Annotated in this window: 23 protein-coding genes and 1 tRNA gene; 11 read left to right on the top strand and 13 right to left on the bottom strand. The window is 62.1% G+C overall.

The features are described from left to right. The first annotated feature begins 38 nt into the window (after positions 1–38). Positions 39–500 (top strand): Lrp/AsnC family transcriptional regulator, encoded by a 462-nt coding sequence (locus K3165_RS04015; protein WP_221432201.1) that lies wholly within the window; start codon positions 39–41, stop codon positions 498–500. Positions 501–703: 203 nt separating this feature from the next. After that, a complete protein-coding gene (locus K3165_RS04010; protein WP_221547520.1) occupies positions 704–2,611 on the top strand; it encodes a TIR domain-containing protein in 1,908 nt (635 codons plus the stop codon). A 60-nt stretch (positions 2,612–2,671) separates the two neighbouring features. Here the strand turns inward: K3165_RS04010 and accC are convergent, their stop codons facing one another. The 6 genes from accC to K3165_RS03980 all read right to left on the bottom strand — a co-directional run bounded on the left by accC (position 2,672) and on the right by K3165_RS03980 (position 6,254). After that, positions 2,672–4,021: an acetyl-CoA carboxylase biotin carboxylase subunit gene (gene accC, locus K3165_RS04005; protein WP_221547519.1), complete on the bottom strand. Its 1,350-nt coding sequence runs from the start codon at positions 4,019–4,021 to the stop codon at positions 2,672–2,674. A 3-nt stretch (positions 4,022–4,024) separates the two neighbouring features. Then, complete coding sequence (gene accB / locus K3165_RS04000) at positions 4,025–4,516, bottom strand: acetyl-CoA carboxylase biotin carboxyl carrier protein (RefSeq protein ID WP_221547518.1); 492 nt, start codon at positions 4,514–4,516, stop codon at positions 4,025–4,027. Positions 4,517–4,590: 74 nt separating this feature from the next. Then, a complete protein-coding gene (locus K3165_RS03995) occupies positions 4,591–5,025 on the bottom strand; it encodes a type II 3-dehydroquinate dehydratase (RefSeq protein ID WP_221547517.1) in 435 nt (144 codons plus the stop codon). Positions 5,026–5,081: 56 nt separating this feature from the next. Further along, the gene (locus K3165_RS03990) at positions 5,082–5,297 is read right to left on the bottom strand and encodes a helix-turn-helix transcriptional regulator (RefSeq protein WP_221547516.1); all 216 of its coding nucleotides are present in this window, start codon (positions 5,295–5,297) and stop codon (positions 5,082–5,084) included. A gap of 7 nt (positions 5,298–5,304) precedes the next feature. Beyond that, positions 5,305–5,751 carry a hypothetical protein gene (locus K3165_RS03985; protein WP_221547515.1) on the bottom strand — a complete coding sequence of 149 codons (447 nt, stop codon included), beginning with the start codon at positions 5,749–5,751 and terminating at the stop codon, positions 5,305–5,307. A gap of 89 nt (positions 5,752–5,840) precedes the next feature. Further along, positions 5,841–6,254, bottom strand: a complete 414-nt coding sequence (locus tag K3165_RS03980) for a holin family protein (protein ID WP_221547514.1) — start codon at positions 6,252–6,254, stop codon at positions 5,841–5,843. A gap of 154 nt (positions 6,255–6,408) precedes the next feature. On the opposite strand from K3165_RS03980, the gene K3165_RS03975 reads away from it, so the two are divergent. After that, on the top strand, positions 6,409–6,843 hold the full coding sequence (locus K3165_RS03975; protein ID WP_221547513.1) for a hypothetical protein: 435 nt from the start codon (positions 6,409–6,411) through the stop codon (positions 6,841–6,843). A 64-nt stretch (positions 6,844–6,907) separates the two neighbouring features. Here K3165_RS03975 and K3165_RS03970 read toward each other — a convergent pair. Beyond that, positions 6,908–6,984 (bottom strand) — tRNA-Pro (locus K3165_RS03970). Positions 6,985–7,187: 203 nt separating this feature from the next. On the opposite strand from K3165_RS03970, the gene yajC reads away from it, so the two are divergent. From yajC to secF, 3 genes are read left to right on the top strand one after another with little or no spacing between them, the layout of a single operon-like run. Further along, entirely contained in the window at positions 7,188–7,514 is a 327-nt protein-coding gene (gene yajC, locus K3165_RS03965) for a preprotein translocase subunit YajC (protein ID WP_221547512.1), read from the top strand. A 38-nt stretch (positions 7,515–7,552) separates the two neighbouring features. Then, complete coding sequence (secD, locus tag K3165_RS03960) at positions 7,553–9,148, top strand: protein translocase subunit SecD (RefSeq protein WP_221547511.1); 1,596 nt, start codon at positions 7,553–7,555, stop codon at positions 9,146–9,148. A 12-nt stretch (positions 9,149–9,160) separates the two neighbouring features. Continuing rightward, positions 9,161–10,138: a protein translocase subunit SecF gene (gene secF / locus K3165_RS03955; RefSeq protein WP_221547510.1), complete on the top strand. Its 978-nt coding sequence runs from the start codon at positions 9,161–9,163 to the stop codon at positions 10,136–10,138. 19 nt (positions 10,139–10,157) lie between these two features. On the opposite strand, the gene K3165_RS03950 is transcribed toward secF, so the two are convergent. Then, on the bottom strand, positions 10,158–10,730 hold the full coding sequence (locus tag K3165_RS03950) for a helix-turn-helix transcriptional regulator (protein ID WP_221547509.1): 573 nt from the start codon (positions 10,728–10,730) through the stop codon (positions 10,158–10,160). 100 nt (positions 10,731–10,830) lie between these two features. On the opposite strand from K3165_RS03950, the gene K3165_RS03945 reads away from it, so the two are divergent. Next, complete coding sequence (locus K3165_RS03945) at positions 10,831–11,307, top strand: DUF6456 domain-containing protein (RefSeq protein WP_221547508.1); 477 nt, start codon at positions 10,831–10,833, stop codon at positions 11,305–11,307. Between the two features lie 67 nt (positions 11,308–11,374). Here the strand turns inward: K3165_RS03945 and K3165_RS03940 are convergent, their stop codons facing one another. From K3165_RS03940 to K3165_RS03925, 4 genes are read right to left on the bottom strand one after another with little or no spacing between them, the layout of a single operon-like run. After that, positions 11,375–11,950 carry a uracil-DNA glycosylase family protein gene (locus tag K3165_RS03940; protein ID WP_221547507.1) on the bottom strand — a complete coding sequence of 192 codons (576 nt, stop codon included), beginning with the start codon at positions 11,948–11,950 and terminating at the stop codon, positions 11,375–11,377. Then, complete coding sequence (locus K3165_RS03935) at positions 11,947–13,752, bottom strand: ABC-F family ATP-binding cassette domain-containing protein (protein WP_221547506.1); 1,806 nt, start codon at positions 13,750–13,752, stop codon at positions 11,947–11,949. The genes K3165_RS03940 and K3165_RS03935 overlap by 4 nt, the downstream gene beginning before the upstream one ends. 48 nt (positions 13,753–13,800) lie before the next feature. Beyond that, positions 13,801–14,115 carry a phage tail protein gene (locus K3165_RS03930; protein WP_221547505.1) on the bottom strand — a complete coding sequence of 105 codons (315 nt, stop codon included), beginning with the start codon at positions 14,113–14,115 and terminating at the stop codon, positions 13,801–13,803. A gap of 24 nt (positions 14,116–14,139) precedes the next feature. After that, positions 14,140–15,696, bottom strand: coding sequence for an amidohydrolase family protein (locus K3165_RS03925; RefSeq protein WP_221547504.1), 1,557 nt, complete (start codon positions 15,694–15,696; stop codon positions 14,140–14,142). Positions 15,697–15,834: 138 nt separating this feature from the next. On the opposite strand from K3165_RS03925, the gene K3165_RS03920 reads away from it, so the two are divergent. From K3165_RS03920 to K3165_RS03905, 4 genes are all read left to right on the top strand, one after another. Beyond that, positions 15,835–16,551 carry an SIMPL domain-containing protein gene (locus K3165_RS03920; RefSeq protein WP_221547503.1) on the top strand — a complete coding sequence of 239 codons (717 nt, stop codon included), beginning with the start codon at positions 15,835–15,837 and terminating at the stop codon, positions 16,549–16,551. Between the two features lie 61 nt (positions 16,552–16,612). Continuing rightward, the gene (locus K3165_RS03915; RefSeq protein WP_221431544.1) at positions 16,613–16,918 is read left to right on the top strand and encodes a PepSY domain-containing protein; all 306 of its coding nucleotides are present in this window, start codon (positions 16,613–16,615) and stop codon (positions 16,916–16,918) included. 85 nt (positions 16,919–17,003) lie between these two features. Next, positions 17,004–17,684: a response regulator transcription factor gene (locus K3165_RS03910; RefSeq protein WP_221428849.1), complete on the top strand. Its 681-nt coding sequence runs from the start codon at positions 17,004–17,006 to the stop codon at positions 17,682–17,684. Then, positions 17,632–19,143, top strand: a complete 1,512-nt coding sequence (locus K3165_RS03905; protein ID WP_425594393.1) for a sensor histidine kinase — start codon at positions 17,632–17,634, stop codon at positions 19,141–19,143. Before K3165_RS03910 ends, K3165_RS03905 begins: the two co-directional genes overlap by 53 nt. On the opposite strand, the gene K3165_RS03900 is transcribed toward K3165_RS03905, so the two are convergent. Beyond that, the gene (locus K3165_RS03900; protein ID WP_221547502.1) at positions 19,140–19,451 is read right to left on the bottom strand and encodes a chorismate mutase; all 312 of its coding nucleotides are present in this window, start codon (positions 19,449–19,451) and stop codon (positions 19,140–19,142) included. The genes K3165_RS03905 and K3165_RS03900 overlap by 4 nt on opposite strands. Positions 19,452–19,465 lie beyond the last annotated feature (14 nt).

Genomic DNA, 19,465 nt, shown 5'->3' with positions numbered 1-19,465 from the left:
ATCGCGCGATTACGCGCGTTTATGAGGAAGACACAACGATGGCCAATCTCGACGATATCGATCGTCGCCTGCTCGGCGAATTGCAGGACGAAGGCAGGATTACCAACGTCGAACTGGCGCATCGCGTCGGGCTGACTGCACCCCCGTGCCTGCGCCGTGTGCGCGCGCTCGAAGAAGAGGGCGTCATTCGCGGCTATCATGCCGAACTCGATCCGTCGAAGCTGGGCTTCTCGATCACCGTTTTCGCCATGGTGAGCCTCAAGAGCCAGGCAGAAGACGCGCTGCGCGAATTCGAAGATGCGATGCGCGACCTTCCCGAAGTGCGCGAAGTTCACATGCTTAACGGCGAGATCGACTTCATCATCAAGATCGTCAGCCGCGACCTGCAGAGCTTCCAGGAATTCCTCACCAGCAAGCTCACGCCTGCGCCCAATGTGGCCAGCGTGAAGACCTCGCTGACTATCCGCACCAGCAAGAATGAGCCGGGCGTCCCGCTCTGAGCGGACTGACTGGTGTCGCTCGGGCAGAGATCATCGGCAAGAAACCAGGAAAGAGGTAATCGCGCAGGCAAAAGCTGCGGAGTTTGAGTTCGACCGAGCCCATGATCGCTGTGCAAACCCGACACCGTGAAGCAAAGTACTAATCTGCTGCACAAATCCATCCAACGTGTTAACGATTGCCGCGTCGCATGTTTGGAGGGTCCTTGGCCGATATCTTCATATCATACGCTCACGGCGACCGCGACACGATCGAGAAACTTGCGGGCGCTCTAGAAGCTAGAGGCTATTCGGTTTGGTGGGATCGAGAGATTGCTGCCGGGTCGGAATTCAGCATGGTGATCGAGCAAGAATTGCAGGCTGCCGATGTTGTCGTCGTAGCGTGGTCCGAACGTTCGCTCGGGTCGCACTGGGTTCGAGATGAAGCGGATTTTGCACGCGGACAGGGAAAGCTCTTGCCCTTGTCGCTCGACGGCTCGCTTCCGCCGCTGGGGTTCCGGCAAATTCACGCGGTGAACTTTCACGGATGGGATGGTGGTCCTTCCCATCGCGCGATCGACGAACTGGCCTCATCGATCGGCGGCTCGCGATCGGTCCCGAATGGCGCAGCTTCTGTCCGGCAGGTTAGTCCGACTTCAGCTTCGATTGCGGTTCTTCCCTTTGCAAATATGTCCTCCGACCCCGAGCAGGAATATTTCTCCGATGGAATGGCGGAAGAGGTTCTCAATGCTCTGGCCAACGTGCCGGGCCTCCTCGTGGCGGGAAGGACCTCATCTTTCGCGTTCAAGGGCAAGAACGTAGATATTCGCGAAATCGGCAGGGTACTGAATGTTGGCAATGTCCTCGAAGGTTCCGTCCGCAAGCAGGGCGAGAGGGTCCGCATAACCGCGCAGCTCGTTCGCGCCTCGGACGGCTTTCACCTCTGGTCGGAAAAATATGATGGAACGCTCGACGATGTTTTCGATCTGCAGGACCAGATCTCCCTGGCGATTGTCGGCAAGCTGGAAACCCTGCTCGGCCGGGGCACGGATCAGCGCCTCGCCGAGAAGCTGACGGACAACAAGGAGGCTTATGACCTTTTCCTCCGAGCTCGCGCACTTCTGAACAAGTATTGGGGTGACGATACGGTGTCGCGCGCGCTCGAGCTTTTGCAAGCTGCAGTGGAGCTCGACCCCGGCTTCCTGAAGGCGTGGGAATTGACGGCCTTTGCCCAGGCGCAGGTGCCACAGATCATCACTGTGCCCGATGAACACGGATATTACGAAGCTGCAGCAAGGGCAGCCACTCGCGCCCTTGAAATCGATCCTCAATCACTGACTGCAAAACATGTTATCGCCTATTCCCAGTGGGATGGGACAGATTTCGTCGGCTACTATGAGAAGACGAGCGAAACGATAGAGAGCAATCCCGAGTCCGTATTCGCGAAGGCTTACAAGAGCATGGCAATTGGCAGGTTCTCTGCTGGATTGCCGCATGTTCTGGATGCCCTTGATCTTGAACCGCTGTCTGGTCGAATCTCCTATTGCGCAGGCCAATGCTATCTCGGCCTTTCCGAGTTTGAATTGGCTGAAGCGATGTTTCACCGGGCGCAAGAGGCCGGGTTCGCAGGGAGTGTTTTCTATTCGGCAGAAATAAAGGCGATGCAGGGCGAGCCAGATTTGGCGTTTAATATGATCATGCAAAATTACGAGGCGGTTGGCGAAAGGTTTGCCTCGCAATTGAGGTCAAAGGAACAATGGGAAGTCCTCTTTCGAGCCAGATACTTTGACGATCCGCAAGCTCAGGATTTGGTCGAGACATTCATCCTGAATGCCGCGCGCACCAAGTCCCAACCAATCAACTATCCAATGTTGTCCGGGCTGGTGTGTGAAAGGAGCGCCGAAAGCTATTTCCGGCTCTACCTCGAACATAGATCACCCGCCAACTGGATATCACTGGTTAGCGAAGCCTGGATGCCGTGGAATCGTGCACGGGAATTCCGCATGCACCCGGGCTTCAAGGACTTCGCAGAAAAGATCGGGCTGGTTGCGGCTTGGCAGAAATACGGGTGGCCGGACCTCGCGCGGCCCGATCCCGGAACAGACGGTTCCAATGGTTCGTGGACGATCGACTAGGCGATCGGTGTCAGTCGTTCACCCACACATTGAGGTCAGCGACATGAGCAAGAACGAGCCTCACCCCTCGCGCGTCTTCAGCCACTCTTCGAGCCACTTGATTGAATAGTCGCCGCTCTTCACGTCGTCCTGCTCCAGCAGCGCTTGATGCAGCGGGATCGAAGTCTTCACGCCTTCGACCACCATTTCCTCCAGTGCGCGCTTGAGGCGCATCATGCAGCCTTCGCGGTTGCGGCCATAGACGATCAGCTTGGCGATCATGCTGTCGTAATAGGGCGGGATCGAATAGCCGGCATAAAGCCCGCTATCGACGCGCACATGCATGCCGCCCGCGGGATGGTAATGCGTGATCTTGCCGGGACTCGGCGCGAAAGTGAACGGGTCTTCCGCATTGATGCGGCACTCGATCGCGTGGCCCTTGAACTCGATGTCTTCCTGCGCGACCGACAGCGGGTGGCCCGCCGCAATGCGGATCTGTTCGCGCACCAGGTCGACGCCGGTGATGGCTTCGGTGACCGGGTGTTCGACCTGCAGGCGGGTGTTCATTTCGATGAAGTAGAACTCGCCGTTTTCCCACAGGAACTCGATCGTGCCCGCACCGCGATAGGCCATGTCGCGCATCGCCTTGGCGCAGACTTCGCCCATGCGCATGCGGTCTTCCTCGCCCAGAACCGGGGAGGGCGCTTCCTCGAGCACCTTCTGGTGGCGGCGCTGGAGCGAGCAGTCGCGTTCGCCGAGGTGGATGGCATTGCCTTCACCGTCGCCGAAGACCTGAAATTCGATGTGGCGCGGATCGCCGAGATATTTCTCGATATAGACGGTGGCATCGCCGAAAGCGGCCTTCGCCTCGCTGCCGGCCTGCTTCATCAGCGTTTCGAGCTGGTCTTCGCTTTCGCAGACCTTCATCCCGCGACCACCGCCGCCGCTGGCTGCCTTGATGATGACCGGATAGCCGATCTCGTCAGCAATCGCCCGAGCTTCCTCGACCGTGTTTACCGCACCGTCCGAGCCGGGGACGAGCGGCAGGCCCAGTGCGCCCGCGGTTTTCTTGGCCTCAACCTTGTCGCCCATCGTGCGGATATGTTCGGGCTTGGGGCCGATCCACTTGATGTCGTGCGCTTCCACGATCTCGGCGAACTTGGCGTTTTCCGAAAGGAAGCCATAGCCCGGGTGGATCGCATCGGCATGGCTGACTTCGGCAGCCGAGATGATGTTGGCGATGTTGAGATAGCTGTCAGCCGCAGCCGGCGGGCCGATGCAGACGGCGTGGTCTGCAAGGCGGACGTGCATCGCGTCGGCATCGGCGGTGGAGTGCACCGCTACCGTTTCGATGCCCATTTCATGGGCTGCTCGGTGGATACGCAGCGCGATTTCGCCGCGGTTGGCGATGAGGATACGCGAAATCGTCATGGCTTACCCGATGACGACGAGCGGCTGGTCGAATTCGACCGGCTGGGCGTTCTCGACCAGGATCGACTTGACCGTACCTGCCTTGTCGGCGGCGATCGGGTTCATCACCTTCATGGCTTCGACGATCAGGAGGGTCTGGCCTTCCTTCACGCTGTCGCCGACCTTCACGAAGTCCGACGCACCCGGTTCAGGGGCGAGGTAGACGGTGCCGACCATCGGCGACTTGATCGCACCTGCGGTATCGGCCTCTGCCGGAGCGCTTTCGGCTGCGGGTGCTGCCGCAGGCGCCGCAGCTGCCGGAGCGGGAGCTGCCATCGGTGCGGGCGCTGCGGCCATTGCCACGCCACCACCGCGCGAAACGCGGATCTTGCGTTCGCCGTCCTCGACTTCGATTTCGGTTAGCCCTGTGTCGCCAAGCATCTCTGCCAGCTCGCGCACGAGCGAGGTGTCGACGTTCATACCGGATTTACCGGCGCTACCTTTACGTTCGGCCATGAATGGTCCCTTGTCAGTTATTGCAGGCGCCTATGCTCTGGCTGGCGCGCCAAGACAAGGGGGAGGGGACGCTTTTAGAGAGCCGCCGCCTTGTCCAACGCTACGGCATAGCTGCGCGCGCCCAAGCCCTGCACGCAATCGGCGGCCGCCATGCCGACATAGGAAACATGGCGGAAATCCTCGCGGGTGGTGGGGTCGGAGAGGTGGACTTCGATGACCGGAACCGTGATCGCCCGACAAGCATCGAGCAGTGCGATCGAGGTGTGGGTATAGGCCGCAGCATTAAGCAGGACCGCCTTCGCGCCTTCGCGCTGCGCCTCGTGGAGCCAGTCGACCAGTTCGCCTTCGTGATTGGTCTGGCGAAAGTCGATCGCAAGCCCGAGGGTATCGGCCTGCCCGCGAAGGTCCGCCTCGATATCGGCAAGCGTTGCGCTGCCGTAGATCTCCGGCTCGCGCGTGCCGAGCAGGTTGAGGTTGGGTCCGTTGAGGACGAAGACAGTGTCGGTCATGAGGTGGGCATAGCTTCGGTTGTAGCGCTCTCAAAGCGGGAAGAGCGACGAAAGATCTATTGGTCCAGGTCTGCGACTGCTTCTGTCTTGTCGAAGATCGAATCTACCGACTCGCCGAAGACATGAGCGATGCGAAAGGCCAGCGTAAGCGAGGGATCGAATTTCCCGTTCTCGACCGAGTTGATCGAATTTCGCGAAACCCCGACCTTTTCGGCCAATTCGGCCTGGCTCCAGCGCTTCTCGGCGCGCAAGATGCGTATGCGGTTGTCCACGGGCCGCTCAGCTTTTCAGGCGGTGCCAGATGGCGCTGACCACAGTCTTGGTCATGAGTTGCAGGGCAAGTGCGCAGATCAGGCCGAGCACGAACAGGCGGACCTCGATCGGGAAAGGCGACGAGACTGGATCGAAGCTTTGCGCGAAACCCGTAATCAGTCCCTGCAGCGGGGTGAGGAAAACCGACAGCAGCGTCAGCAGAATTACAGCGCAGATGCCCCAGAGGGCTCCGAAGCTGTTTCCTGCCATCTCCACTTCGTCCAGCTGGCTTTCGCGATAGGCTTCACGCCAGATGCCGATGCCGGTGATGAGCAAAGCCATGCCGATCAATAACGCGGTGACGAGAAGACCGCGCCCTGTGCCGGTGGAAACCAGTGTAATGCAGAAGCCGACAAGTCCCGCGACCAGTGCAAGATCGAGAAAGCTGCCGGTCCGTTTGCTCTTGTTCGACATGGTTCATCTCCTGAAGTCTCCTCCAGCAGGTATGAATGCCAAGTATACTTGTCAATATGCAAAACTAGCTTTTCATTCAGGAGGGCGCTTTAGCCCGCGACCCCCTTCACTTTTCCCCACTGCCTCGCAGCGGTGTAGCCGAGGTAGCCGGTGCCGAAGAGTGCGTACAGCTCCTCGGGGAGGCCTCTGAGGTAAGTCGTGATCCCGCTGCCGATATCCTCCGCCGCCTGGGGGGAGAATGCCGCCAGCACTCCCATCGGCAGGGCGAAGAGGATCATGGCATACATGACATAGAGGAAGCTGGGGCGCGCCCGGCTGGTCCACGGGTCCGCGGATCGCGCCTCAGCCACGATTGCCGAGAGGCGTGCTTCGATCTGTTTCATTTCGTGCGTGCCTTCGAGCGCGAGAAGCTCCAGCTTGGCTTTTGCGCGCGCCTGTTTGTCGGGGATGATCTTGTCGATGATCGAAGCGATCGGACCGATGAGCGATTCTACGAGGGCCATTATTCTTCTCCTGTCACGCAGGAAGATCGCCAAATCGGTTCAAGTAGGAAAGTGGATTATCCAATTGCGAATCGAATATGCGAACGGTCATTGAAAATTCACGCATTGCGGGTATTGAAGTGCGCGAAGAACACTTCGCCGGAACCCTGACGCAATGCGCAAAATCCTACCGATCACGCTGATGGCCGCCGCAGCATCGCTTGCGGCGAATACTGCCATTGCGCAGGCCGATGCGGCGCCGATCGCTTCGGACAGCGTCGGCGCGCTCGAGGCGCCCGAGGAATGGGACTGCGGCCGCTATGAGGAAGAATGGCGGAAGTGGATCGATCAGGGCAATTCGCCCGATACGTGGCGATTCGCCGGCAAACGCTACCGCGCAGTGTCGGACGGTGATCTCTACACCTGGGAAGACTGGCTCGACTGGTCGGACGAGAACGGCTGCCTTGCCGGCGCCTATCTCGACGGCGGCACCGCCGAGAATTCGGGCGGCGCCTTCGGTGGTTCGACGGCAATCGGCCTCGTCGTCGGTTTCTTCGCGACCGCGCTCATCGCGGCCAGCGGCGGCGAGAATTCGCAGAGCCCCGGCTAAGTCGCCGGCATCGCGAGCCGCAATCCGGCTGCGATCACAATCTTCGAATTTTGGGGAATACCACTGGTCGGGATGACTGGATTCGAACCAGCGACCCCCACACCCCCAGTATGGTGCGCTACCAGGCTGCGCTACATCCCGAAACCAGTGGAGGCGGCCCTATAGGCTCGGCATTTCGGCGATGCAAGCCTTGTGGCGCTCAATTCGTTGCGAGTTCCATCCATTGCTGCTAACCGCCCGCCACCAATGTGGAAGGGGGATCGCAAGAGGGCTTGAAGCCCGCATGTGCGTCACCCACTTCGCTTTCGCACCAGACACGAACTTAATAACAGGTCCGACCACACATGCTCGATATCCTCGCCTCCGCCGGCACTGCCGCAGACCAGCCGCCGGTATGGCTGCAGATCCTGCCCTGGATCGCGATCTTCGCGGTTTTCTGGTTCCTGATGATCCGCCCGCAGCTGCGCCAGCAGAAGGCGCACCGCGAAAAGGTCGAAGGCCTGAAGAAGGGTGACGAGGTGGTCACTGCAGGCGGTCTCGTCGGCAAGATCACCAAGGTCGAAGAGCAGTTCGTCGAACTGGAACTGGCCAAGGGCATAAAGGTGCGCGCAGTGAAGCACACCATTGGCGACGTGCTGAACGCCAAGCCCGCCAAACCGGCCAACGACTGATCCGGCCCTCAAGGAAGGCTAAGGGGTAGACCGCCACAATGCTCGAATTTCCGACATGGAAGAAGGTAATGTTGTGGGGCATCGCCCTGCTCGGTGCGCTCGCCGCACTGCCTTCGATCTTCTCGCTCACCAACACTGCCTGGCCCGAGCAGCTGCCGAACCCGACGGTCAACCTCGGGCTCGACCTTGCCGGCGGTAGCCACATCCTACTCGAAGCCGATCCGGCGCAGGTCGAGGCGTCGCGCCTCGAAGACATGGAAGAAGGCGTTCGCAACGCCATGCGCCGTGCCGACCCGCGCATCCGCATCGGCGATGTATCGACCGAAGGTGGCCAGCTCAGCTTCCTGCTCAGCGATGCTGCGGATATCGACCGCGCACGCGCAGAAATCGAAGGGCTGATCAACGGCACCGGCCCGGTCCGCGAATGGGACCTGCAGGTGGTAGACGGCCAGCGCTTCGTGCTGACGCAGACCGCTGCCGGCCTCGAGAATGCCGTGGATGAAGCGATGGAAGGCGCGCTGCGCACCGTCGGCATCCGTATCGACGGCCTCGGCACGCGCGAGCCGACGATCCTGCGCCAGGGCGACACCCGCATCGTGGTCCAGGTGCCCGGCCTGCAGGATCCCGAACAGCTCAAGGAACTGCTCGGCAAGACCGCACAGCTCGAATTCAAGCTGGTCCAGCGCCAGGCAACGCAGGAAGAGGTCGAACGCGGCTTCGTCTCCGGCGGTGAAGTCGTTCCCTATGCGGCAGACGCGCGCGGCCAGGGCTTCGGTGTCGTCGTGGAACGTCTCGGCGGGATCAGCGGCGAAACGCTGACCAGCGCGCAGCAGAGCTTCGACAGCCGCACCAACGAGCCGGTCGTGTCGATCGCCTTCAACCCCGAAGGCGGCAACAAATTCCGCGTCATGACGACCCAGTACACGAAACGGCAATTCGCGATCATCCTCGATGATGAAGTCATTTCGGCCCCGGTCATGCAGGAGCCGATCGTCAACGGCCAGTCGCAGATCTCGGGCAGCTTCACGGTGGAGAGTGCCAACAATCTCGCCATCCAGCTTCGTTCGGGTGCGCTGCCGGTCGATCTTGCAGTGGTCGAGGAACGCACTGTCGGGCCCGACCTCGGCGCCGATTCGATCAAGCAGGGGATGCTTGCCATGGGCATCGGCACGCTGCTGGTCATGCTGTTGATGATCGTCACCTACGGTCGCTTCGGTATCTATTCGACCGTCGCGCTCGTCATCAACGTGCTGATGCTGCTGGGCATCATGGCGGCGCTCAATGCCACACTAACCCTGCCGGGTATCGCGGGCTTCGTGCTGACCATCGGTGCCGCGGTCGACGCCAACGTGCTGATCAACGAGCGTATCCGTGAAGAGCGGAAACGAGGGCGCCGCGTGATGGCAGCTGTCGAGAATGGCTACAAAGAAGCCAGCCGCGCCATCTACGATGCGAACATCACCAACTTCATCGCAGGCGTGCTGCTGTTCAACTTCGGTTCCGGCCCGATCAAGGGCTTCGCCGTGGTTCTCGTAGTGGGCCTGTTCACCTCGGTCTTTACCGCTGTGCCGCTGACCCGGATGTGGGTGGCCGGATGGCTCCGCAAGACGCGGCCCACGGACATCAACCTTTAAGGAGGACGAACAATGAAACTGCTCAAGCTCGTCCCCGACGACACCAACATCAAATTCCTGAAATGGCGCGTGCCTTTCTTCGTGGTCAGCATCCTTCTGATCGCGGCGAGCTGGGCGCTCGTGCTGACCAAGGGTCTCAACTACGGCGTCGATTTCGCCGGCGGCCTCGAAGTGCGGGCGACGTTCGAACAGAGCGAACAGGCACCTGTCGTGCAGCTCCGGTCGGAGATCGCCGAACTTGGTTATGGAGAGCCGGTCGTCCAGCGCTTTGGCGAGGACAACCAGGTTTCGATCCGCGTTCGCCTGACGGACGAAGTGTCGAGCGACAAGGAAGCCGCACAGGCCGCGGCTTCCGCGGTGATCGCGGATTTGCAGGCCAATCATCCGGACATCCGGATCGACGGCAACGACAACGTGTCGGGCAAGGTTTCAGGTGAGTTCCGCACCGACGCCACGCTGGCCTTGATCTACGCGATGCTGGCCGTTGCGCTCTACATCTGGATCCGCTTCGAATGGCAATTCGGCGTGGGCGCGCTGTTCGCGCTGTTCCACGACGTCTCGCTGACATTGGGGCTGTTCTCGCTGTTCCAGATCGAGTTCAGCCTGCAGATCATCGCCGCGATCCTTGCGATCATCGGTTATTCGCTCAACGATACGATCGTCGTTTACGACCGCATCCGCGAGAACCTGAAGAAGTACCGCAAGATGGAACTGCCCGAGCTGCTCGACCTCTCGGTCAACGAAACGCTCGCCCGAACGGTGATGACCTCGCTGACCCTGCTCGTGGCGCTCCTGCCGCTGCTGTTCTTCGGTCCGGCCAGCCTGTTCGGCCTTACGGTCGGCATCACCTGGGGCCTGTTCGTCGGTACCTATTCCTCGGTCTACATGGCTTCGCCGCTGCTGGTGTGGATGGGGGTCAATTCGGACAGCTTCGTTCCGGAAGAAACCATCGCCGACAAGCAGGAAAAGAAACTGCGCGGCGAAGTCTGATCGCTGGTGTCCGCTGCCTCTAGAGGCGGCGGACCAGCATCTCTGCCACACCGATCCACGCAGGGTTGTCCACGACCTGCTGCTTTTCGCCGTGACCCGGCGGAAGCAGTCCGACGAGGTTGCCCTGCCGGTCGATCAGGCGGCCGAAGGCGAAGCGCCCGCCGCTCTTGGGCACCAGCACATCGCGATTGACCGCACGCCCCGCATCCTCAGGAGCGAGCTGGCGCAGCCACAGCTGGTCGCCGGGGCGGTATTCGCCGTGGGGATAGTCGATCGTCAGGACCACCAATGCACCCTCGCTGCCGAGGTCGGTGGCGAGGATCGCATCGCGCGTTTCGGTCAATGCCTCGGGGCCGGCCTGGCCTAACGTCGCCACCACCTGCGGGTGATCGGCCTTTTCGGAACGGACCAGTACTTCTGGCTCGACGCCCAAGGCGGCACCGATCCGCTCCATCCATTTGAGCGAGAGGTTGCGCATGCCCGTTTCGAGCCGCCCGACCGTTTGCGGAGTAGTGGGCGGGACGCATGCTTCGGCGAGATCGGCCAGCGTCATGCCCTTTTGCTTGCGGATATCGCGGATGCGGTTGATCATGACGCTGACAAATCCTTCTAACCAAATCGGTGTTTTCTCTTTCCTACACTAACCGGATGTTTGCAAGCCCGTCGTCCACTGACAGCGAGGAGACGGCAATATGCGCAGGGAACTGGTAGAACGGGAACTCACCGAAGTCGGGCCGCGGCGCGCAGGCTCTCCGACGCGCAAGACGCGCAGCGTCACGATGAACTTGGGCGAAAGCCCGCTCACATGGCTGCATTCGCGAGGCCACCTCGATGATCGCCAGTTCGATGCGGGTGAGCGGCTGCGCGCCGATTACGAGCGGGCGCAATTGTCGCCCTCTGTCACGATGCGCTGGGACCCGGTGCGCGTGGACGGAGGCGGAGGTGGTGACGGCTTGACGTCATCGGAGCGGCAATTGGCTGCGAAAGCGCGCTTTGACGGGGCGATGGCCGAGGCAGGCGCAGGGCTGAAGGATATCCTCTGGCGCGTGGCCTGCGGCTGCGAAGGGCTGCCCGAGGCGGAAAAGGGGCTCGGCTGGCCTGCGCGTAGCGGCAAACTGGTATTGAAACTGGCGCTCGACCGGGTGGCCGACTTCTACCGGATCAGGTGAGTGGGGAGTTCTATCCTAGGACCGTGTTCCATGTGTTCCAGCCTTTGGGACTACACGGGCGGCAATCCTAAATATGTCCAACAACCGCCTCGCGCAGGACTGGCAGCACCTCTGCCTCGAACCAGGGGTTCTGCTTCATCCAGATCGCACTGCGCCATGCAGGGTGGGGCAACGGGAGGAAACGCGGGAGGTAGTCGCGAAAAGCGCGCACCCGCTCGGTCATCGAAAGCTTGCGCGCTTCGGGAAGGTAGTGCGCCTGCGCATAAGTGCCGACGAGCAGCGTCAGGCGGCCTTCGGGCAGGATGTCGAGTATCCGGTCATGCCATTGCGGCGCACATTCGGGGCGCGGGGGCTTGTCGCCTCCGCTCGCCTTCCCGGGATAGCAGAACCCCATCGGGACGAGCGCGACGCGCGCGGGTTCGTACATCTGCTCCTTGGAGAGGCCGGTCCACTCGCGAAGCCGGTCGCCGCTCTTGTCGTCCCACGGGATGCCGGTCTCGTGGACGATCGATCCGGGAGCCTGACCGATGATCAGCAACCGGGCGGTCGGTGAGAAACTGGTGACCGGACGAACACCGTGGGGGAGGTGGGCGGCACAGGTGCGGCAACCTGCGATCTCGGTGGCGAGATCGGCCGCGCTCAAAGCGCCTCGACCTGCTCGGCCAGCATCAGCCAGCGTTCTTCCGCAGCGTCCTTCTCGTTTCGCGCATTTTCGATGCCCTTCGAGACATTGGCGAACTTCTGCGGATCTGAGGTGTAGAGATCGGGATCGGCGAGGATTGCTTCGCCGCGCGTGATGGCTGCTTCCAACTCCTCGATGCGCGCGGGCAGCAGCTCGTAATCGCGCTGGTCCTTGTAGGAGAGCTTGGTCGGCTTGGACGCAGCAGGCGCCGGCGCAGGCTTGTCGGCCTGCTTTTCGGTCTTCGCTTTGCCGACCACAGGCTTCTGGCGCTTCTTCTCCCAGTCCTCATAGCCGCCAGCGACGACGTCGACTTTGCCCGTGCCGTCGAGGCCCAGTGTGATAGTCACCGTGCGGTCGAGGAAGTCGCGGTCATGGCTGACGATCAGCACGGTGCCTTCGTAGTCGGCGATGACTTCCTGCAGCAGGTCGAGCGTTTCGAGGTCCAGGTCGTTGGTCGGTTCGTCGAGGACGAGGAGGTTGGAGGCCTTGGCGAACTCGCGGGCCAGCAACAGGCGCGAGCGCTCGCCGCCCGACAGGACCGCGACCTTCATGTCGACGATCTTGGGATCGAAGAGGAAGTCCTTCAGGTAAGCCTGCACATGCTTGCGGTTGCCCCGCACGTCGATCCAGTCGCCGCCCTCTGCCAGCACCTGCCGCACGGTCTTGTCGGCGGTGAGGAGCTGGCGCTGCTGGTCGATCATCACGCCGGTCAGCGTCTTGGCGATATCGACCGTGCCGCTGTCGGGTTCGAGCTCGCCGGTGAGCATCTTCAAGAGCGTCGTCTTGCCCGCGCCATTGGCGCCGACGATACCGATCCGGTCACCGCGCTGGATGCGCAGCGAGAAGGGCTTGATGATCGTGCGGTCGCCATAGGATTTCGTGATCTTGTCCGCGACGATGACCGACTTGGACTTGAACTCCTCCTCGGTCGCCAGCTTGAGCTTGGCGGTGCCGGCGGCGGAAATCATCGAGGCACGCTGCGCGCGCATCTGCCACAGCTTCTCGAGCCGTCCCTGGTTGCGCTTGCGCCGCGCGGTTACGCCGCGCTCGAGCCAGTGCGCCTCGAGCTTGAGCTTGGCATCGAGCTTCTCTGCCGCTCGGGCTTCCTCGGCATAGACCTGTTCTTCCCAAGCCTCGTAGCCGCCGAAGCCGACCTCCTTGCGGCGCAGATTGCCGCGGTCGAGCCAGATGGTCGCGCGGGTCAGGCGCTTAAGGAAGGTCCGGTCATGGCTGATGACTACGAAGGCACCGCGATAGCGGTCGAGCCAGCCTTCCAGCCAGTCGATCGCGCCAAGGTCGAGGTGATTGGTCGGCTCGTCCATGAGCAGCAGATCCGGGTCCTGCGCCAGCGCGCGGGCAATCGCCGCGCGGCGCTTCTCGCCCCCGCTCGCGCCCTTGGTCTCGCGGCTCATGTCGATGCCGAGCTGACCGGCAATGGCCTCGACTTCGTGTTCCTGAGGCGCGTGGTCGCCGGACAGTGCCCAGTCCATGAGCGTGGCATGGCCGGTGAGATCAGGGTCCTGTTCGAGCAGCACGATCTTGGCATGCGGCTTGAGCTTGCGCGTACCCGCATCGGTTTCGATCTGCCCGTCGATCATGCGGAACAGCGTGGTCTTGCCCACGCCATTGCGGCCGATCAGCGCAAGCCGGTCGCGCGGGCCGATATGCAGGTCGAGCGGCTCGTTTTCCGGCCCACCGAACAGCCATTTGCCGCCCTGCTGCAGGGCCATGCCTTCAAGGCTGAGGATTGGGGGCTGTGCCATAGGGGGCGCCGCTTAATCGAGCGCGGTTCGCCCCGCAAGGGAAAGGGCCTAGCTGCGGCTGGGATAGATGCCTTGGGTTACCACGCAATACCGCATGCCAGCTGGTGCATCGCCGCGCAGATCGGGCAGGGCGAAGGTGGTGCGTCCGTCGCCACCATAGGTCGTACCGAGCAGTGAAAAGAGCGCTGCATTCCGCGCAATCGGAAGAAGCTTCCCGTCAGCAGGCAAGGTGCCCCTAGGGCAGAAATTCTGCCCCACGAGGACGACTTCCGCGAGATAGCGGTCCTGTGCCGAAGCCGGCGTGGACGCTATCCCCGCCGACAGCGTCATGGCCGCAACGGCAAGTGTCTTTCCGAACTTCATAGAAAATCCCCCTTTTCCGCGCCCCTAGTTTGCCCGCTGTTCCTCTACCATCCTTGCCACATCTTCAAGCAGGGCGGGCGCGTCGTAGACAATGCCGTCCTTGATGGTCCAGCGCACACCGCCGACCTGCTCGATCTCGCCCGTCTCGTAATTCAGCCTCGTGTGGCCCGTGCCGTAGAGCAGCTTGAGGTTGTCGAGCGGATTGCCCGGCACGATGACGAGATCGGCCAGCTTGCCGACCTGGATCGTGCCCATCGGCGCAGTCTCTCCGCGCGGATCGTAGATTTCCTGCGCACCCGAAACGGTAGCGGCACGGATCACTTCGAGCGGTTCGAGGCCGGCTTCGCGCAGCATCTCAAGCTCGCCGACATAGGCGAAGCCCCAGGTCTGGTAGATATATCCCGGATCGCTGCCCACGGTGACGCGCCCGCCGCGGCGGTGGAACTCCTTCGTCAGGTCGAACCAGTAGCGGTAGAACTTGCGCCATGCGACTTCGTCCTCGGTGCTCCAGTCCTTGTAATAGCTGCCGTGATTGGTTGCGCTGGGCGCGTAGAAATCCATCAGGCTCGGCAGCGTATAGCGTGCGTGCCAGTCACGGTTCTTGGCCGCCATCACGTCGCGGCTGGCGGAATAGATGTTGAAGGTGGGGCTGAGCGTCACTCCGCTGTCGAGCAGGTGATCGATATAGGCGTCCCACTGCTCGTTACCCGGCTCGACCACCTGGTCGGCCAGCCGTGCGACCCAGCCGAAGCGCGATTGTTCGTCGAAGTAATTGTAGCCCTTGGGATAGCGGGGCAAGGCATTCTCATCGAGCAGGCTTTCGAAGTGGCCGTAGAAATGGGTGATGCCATCCATGCCCAGTTCGACCGCCTTAGCCGCGTTGACGCGCTGTACTCCCGGCTGGGCGAGGTGCGAGACGGTGCCGAGCCCCTGTTTCTCGGCTTCGTCGAGCGCTGCGCCGAGGATGTCGGCACCATGCGAGTTGAAGAACTTGATGCCCCAGAAACCGCGCGACTTCGCCCAGCGGACCCACTCGCGCGCCTTGGCCTCGCTGTCGATCGCGCCGCCGTCCCACTTGTCGCCGAATACGGCGTAGGGGAAAAGGCGCGGGGCGGTGATCGTGTTGCTGCGGCTACGCTGCGCATCGCTGAGATCCGGCTGCCCGGGACCGAAATAGAAGGACACACCGCGAACGCTGGTGACGCCATGGGCCAGCCACAGCTTGTAGCCGTAGGAGGGCTGGGCAGCCTTCGACGGATCGCCGTTGTGCCCGTGCGTATCGACGAAGCCCGGCATCACGGTCATGCCCTTGGCATCGAGGATTCTCGCCGCTCCCGCTTTGACCTCGGCAGGTGCGCCGCCGCCATGGATCGCCGTAATCCGGTTGCCTTCGATCACGATATCGACCGGCCCCATCGGCGGTGCGCCCGAGCCTTCGATCATGGTCGCGCCCGAAACGATCAGCGTGGGATAGGGGCCTTCGCCTTCCGTGCGGTCCGGCACCGGCTGCATCGACTGGGCATTGGCCAAGCCGGCGCCGAGCATGGCTGCTGCGGCAAGGACGAGTTTCGCAAACTTCATGGCAGTGGTTCCCCTCTTCGCCACGCCTCGTATCGCGCATCCGGGCCGCTGTGAAGTCGAAGCGATGCGGAACAACCCTGTTCAGCCAACCGTAAAGCGGGCGAAGCGACACTTGCCGTCACGACACGGAGACAGATTATGAAACAGCTACTTGTTCCCTCGCTCGGCCTCGCCATGATTGCGGGCAACGCGCATGCAGCCGAGGTGCAGATTTCCACCGAAGGTCCGGTGGTCGAACTGACCGTGATGGAACAGGTGGAGGCCGACCCCGACCTCGTGACGGTGGGGGCGGGCGTGACGACCGATGCGCCGACTGCGGTCGAAGCGCTCCGGCTGAATTCGGTCGAAATGCGCAAGGTCATCGACCGTCTCAAGGCGTTGGGCGTGGCAGAGCGCGATATCCAGACCACCGGTATCAACCTCAATGCACGCTACGATTACGACCAGCGTACCCAGCGTCAGGTATTCCGCGGATATCAGGCGAGCAACCGTGTCAGCGTGAAGCTGCGCGAAGTGGGCGAGACAGGCAAGGTGCTCGACGCATTGGTGGTGGCCGGGGCGACGGACCTCGACGGACCGCGTTTCAGCCTCGAGGACGATACGCAGGCCAAGGCCGAGGCGCGCCGCAGGGCGATGGAGCGGGCACGCGCGCAATCGCTCGAATATGCGCGGCTAGCCGGCTATTCCGACCTGCGCCTGCTGGAGGTGAACGAGACGATCACCGGCCGCAGCGGCCCGTTTCCCCAGATGCGCGCGGTCGCCACGATGGATGTCGCCGAGGAATCCGCCCCGGTTCAACCGGGCATGGTGAGCAGTTCGGTCAATGTGACGGTGAAATACGAAATGGTTCGCTGAACGTGTGTGAACGTCAACATTCACACCTTGTTCAATGCTCCATGCCTAGTAAGACTGCATTATGAAACCGCTTCTCGCATCCCTGCTCGCACTTGGCCTCGTCGCCGGGCCGCTGACTGCCACTCCGGCAGAGGCGCAGCGTCGCTCCGACCAGGGCGAAGCGCGCAAGGAAATGCGTGCGGGTAACATCCTGAGTTCGCGCGAGATCGAGAACCGCGTGCTTCCGACCATGCGCGGGGCCGAATATCTCGGCTTTGACTATGACCGGACGGCCATGGCCTATCGCCTGAAGTTCATCCGCGACGGCCGCGTGCTCTATGTCGATGTCGATGCGCGCACAGGGCGCATCCTGCGCCGAAGCCGCTGATTTCCGTCATCAGAAACCTCGCTCATCTTGACGCGTTCATCTACATGAACGACATGCGCAAGATTATTAGCAAGGACGGAAATTCATGAGAATCCTTATCGTCGAAGACGAGCCGACGCTGGGCCAGCAGCTCAAGAGCACGCTCGAACAGAACGGCTATGCAGTCGACCTGTCGACCGATGGCGAGGATGGGCATTTCCTCGGCTCCACCGAAGATTACGACGCAGTAATCCTAGACCTCGGCCTACCCGAGATCGACGGGCTCACCGTGCTCGGCATGTGGCGCAAGGAAGGCCGCAAGTTCCCCGTCCTCGTGCTGACCGCGCGCGACAGCTGGTCGGACAAGGTCGCCGGCCTCGACGCGGGCGCGGACGATTATCTTGCCAAGCCCTTCCAGACCGAAGAACTCATCGCCCGCCTGCGTGCGCTCATCCGTCGCGCTTCGGGCAATACCTCGAGCGAACTGACGGCTGGCGACGTGCGTCTCGACACGCGTTCGGGCCGCGTCACGCTGAAGGGCGAGCCGGTCAAGCTGACCGCGCAGGAATACAAGCTGCTGAGCTACCTCATGCACCACAAGGGCAAGGTGGTCAGCCGCACCGAACTGATCGAACATATCTACGATCAGGATTTCGACCGCGATTCTAATACGATCGAGGTCTTCGTTACCCGCATCCGCAAGAAGCTTGGTGCGGAAGTGATCACGACCATCCGTGGACTCGGTTACAGCCTCGACGACCCCGCCGACGCACCCCGCGCATCCTGACGATGTAGCGAGCGAAGCGCGTCCGGCGGCGGGTTCCCTGCCAGCCGGCGATGCTGCGCCCGCTGCCGATGCGCCGCCCGTAACCATGGGCGAAAAGCCCGGCCAGCGTCGCAGCCTTGCTGCGCGCATGATGGTAATCGCCGGTATCTGGATTTCGGTCCTGTTGCTGGGCGGCGGTTTCGCGCTCGATCGCGCGCTCACCCGACAGGTGCAGAGCAATTTCGACGACCAGCTCGAATATGTCCTGACCGCGCTGATCGCCTCGGCAGAGGTCGATGACTGGGGCGATGTGCGGTTCTACCGCTCGCTCGGCGACCAGCGCTTTCTCGAGGTGAACAGCGGCGTCTACTGGCAGATAAGCGGGCCGGACAAGGAACCCTATCCCAGCCGCAGCCTGTGGGATCGCACGCTCGAGGTCGATGGCAGCCATGTCGACGACGAGCCCCATTTCTACGACAGCGAGCAATTCGCCGACGAGCCGCTGCGTGTCGTCGAACGCAACATCATCCTGCCCGACAGCGATACCCAGTGGACCTTCACGGTCGCTTCGGCGCGCGAGGAGCTGGATTTCCAGATTACGCGTATCCGTTCGATCCTGTTCTGGAGCTTCGCGGTCCTCGGCCTTGGGCTCCTGATGATGGCGGCGCTGCAGAGCTATTACGGCCTGTCACCTCTGCGCCGTGTGCGTGCCGCGATCCAGTCGATGCGTTCGGAAGGCGCGAACCGGATCGAGGAGCCGTTGCCGCTCGAGGTCGAACCGCTGGTCGAGGAAATCAACGCCCTGCTCGCGCATAGCGAGAAGCAGGCCGAGGAGGCCCGCACTCATGCCGGCAACCTCGCACATGCCCTCAAGACGCCGCTGACCGTCCTGACCAACGCCGCGACCGCGCATGATCCGAAGCTTTCGGACCTTGTCTGCCGCGAGACCAAGACGATGCAGCGCCATGTCGAGCACCATCTGGCTCGCGCCCGTGCCGTGGGCCGGCGCGCGACCGGTCACGCACGCGCCGATGTCTGGCCGAGCGCTGAAAGCGTCGTCCGCGCCGTCACACGCATCTACGAGAACACGCGCTTCGATCTCGATGGTAACCGCGAGGCGGCCGTCGCGATCGAACGGCAGGACCTTGACGAAATCCTCGGCAACCTGATCGAAAACGCGGCAAAATACGGCGGCGGCAGCGTCTTCGTGACGGTCGATGCAGACCCGATCGATTTCGACAATTGCACCATCTGGGTCGAGGATGACGGCAAGGGTATTCCCGATGCCGAGCGCATCCGCATTTTCGACCGCGGCGCGCGGCTGGACACGGGCAAGCCCGGAACCGGTCTCGGCCTCGCCATCGTACGCGATGTCGCGGAAATCTACGGCGGCACGGTCGAGCTGGACGAAAGCGAGGACCTCGGCGGCCTGATGGTCAGGCTGAAACTCCCGCGCTCGGGAATGGCCAAAGAGGGCTAGTCCGCAGCGCGCGCCTGTTCGTGGTGACGGATCACCTCGTCGATGATGAAGCGCAGGAACTTCTCGGTAAACTCCGGATCGAGTTCGCTTTCTTCGGCGAGCCTGCGAAGACGGGCGATCTGTGCCTTTTCGCGCGCAGGATCGGCGGGCGGTAGCGTGGCTTTCGCCTTGTAGGCGCCGACGGCCTGCGTGATGCGAAAACGCTCGGCAAGCATATGCACAAGTGCCGCATCGATATTGTCGATGCTCTTGCGGAAGCCTGCTAGCGTGCCGTCTTCGCCCTCGGGGTGTTGCGTGTCTTGCGTCATCGCTTGCCAAGCTA

This window comes from Qipengyuania xiamenensis (assembly GCF_019711495.1).
Classification (GTDB): Bacteria; Pseudomonadota; Alphaproteobacteria; order Sphingomonadales; family Sphingomonadaceae; genus Qipengyuania; species Qipengyuania xiamenensis.
Note: the sequence above shows the minus strand (reverse complement) of the source record. Positions and strands in the feature narration are given on the sequence as shown.

Coding starts and splice junctions, on each gene's coding strand:
- K3165_RS04015 (WP_221432201.1), top strand. CDS start 39: ATGGCCAATCTCGACGATATCGATCGTCGCCTGCTCGGCGAATTGCAG.
- accC (WP_221547519.1), bottom strand. CDS start 4,021: ATGACGATTTCGCGTATCCTCATCGCCAACCGCGGCGAAATCGCGCTG.
- accB (WP_221547518.1), bottom strand. CDS start 4,516: ATGGCCGAACGTAAAGGTAGCGCCGGTAAATCCGGTATGAACGTCGAC.
- K3165_RS03995 (WP_221547517.1), bottom strand. CDS start 5,025: ATGACCGACACTGTCTTCGTCCTCAACGGACCCAACCTCAACCTGCTC.
- K3165_RS03985 (WP_221547515.1), bottom strand. CDS start 5,751: ATGTCGAACAAGAGCAAACGGACCGGCAGCTTTCTCGATCTTGCACTG.
- K3165_RS03980 (WP_221547514.1), bottom strand. CDS start 6,254: ATGGCCCTCGTAGAATCGCTCATCGGTCCGATCGCTTCGATCATCGAC.
- K3165_RS03975 (WP_221547513.1), top strand. CDS start 6,409: ATGCGCAAAATCCTACCGATCACGCTGATGGCCGCCGCAGCATCGCTT.
- yajC (WP_221547512.1), top strand. CDS start 7,188: ATGCTCGATATCCTCGCCTCCGCCGGCACTGCCGCAGACCAGCCGCCG.
- secD (WP_221547511.1), top strand. CDS start 7,553: ATGCTCGAATTTCCGACATGGAAGAAGGTAATGTTGTGGGGCATCGCC.
- secF (WP_221547510.1), top strand. CDS start 9,161: ATGAAACTGCTCAAGCTCGTCCCCGACGACACCAACATCAAATTCCTG.
- K3165_RS03950 (WP_221547509.1), bottom strand. CDS start 10,730: ATGATCAACCGCATCCGCGATATCCGCAAGCAAAAGGGCATGACGCTG.
- K3165_RS03945 (WP_221547508.1), top strand. CDS start 10,831: ATGCGCAGGGAACTGGTAGAACGGGAACTCACCGAAGTCGGGCCGCGG.
- K3165_RS03935 (WP_221547506.1), bottom strand. CDS start 13,752: ATGGCACAGCCCCCAATCCTCAGCCTTGAAGGCATGGCCCTGCAGCAG.
- K3165_RS03930 (WP_221547505.1), bottom strand. CDS start 14,115: ATGAAGTTCGGAAAGACACTTGCCGTTGCGGCCATGACGCTGTCGGCG.
- K3165_RS03925 (WP_221547504.1), bottom strand. CDS start 15,696: ATGAAGTTTGCGAAACTCGTCCTTGCCGCAGCAGCCATGCTCGGCGCC.
- K3165_RS03920 (WP_221547503.1), top strand. CDS start 15,835: ATGAAACAGCTACTTGTTCCCTCGCTCGGCCTCGCCATGATTGCGGGC.
- K3165_RS03915 (WP_221431544.1), top strand. CDS start 16,613: ATGAAACCGCTTCTCGCATCCCTGCTCGCACTTGGCCTCGTCGCCGGG.
- K3165_RS03910 (WP_221428849.1), top strand. CDS start 17,004: ATGAGAATCCTTATCGTCGAAGACGAGCCGACGCTGGGCCAGCAGCTC.
- K3165_RS03900 (WP_221547502.1), bottom strand. CDS start 19,451: ATGACGCAAGACACGCAACACCCCGAGGGCGAAGACGGCACGCTAGCA.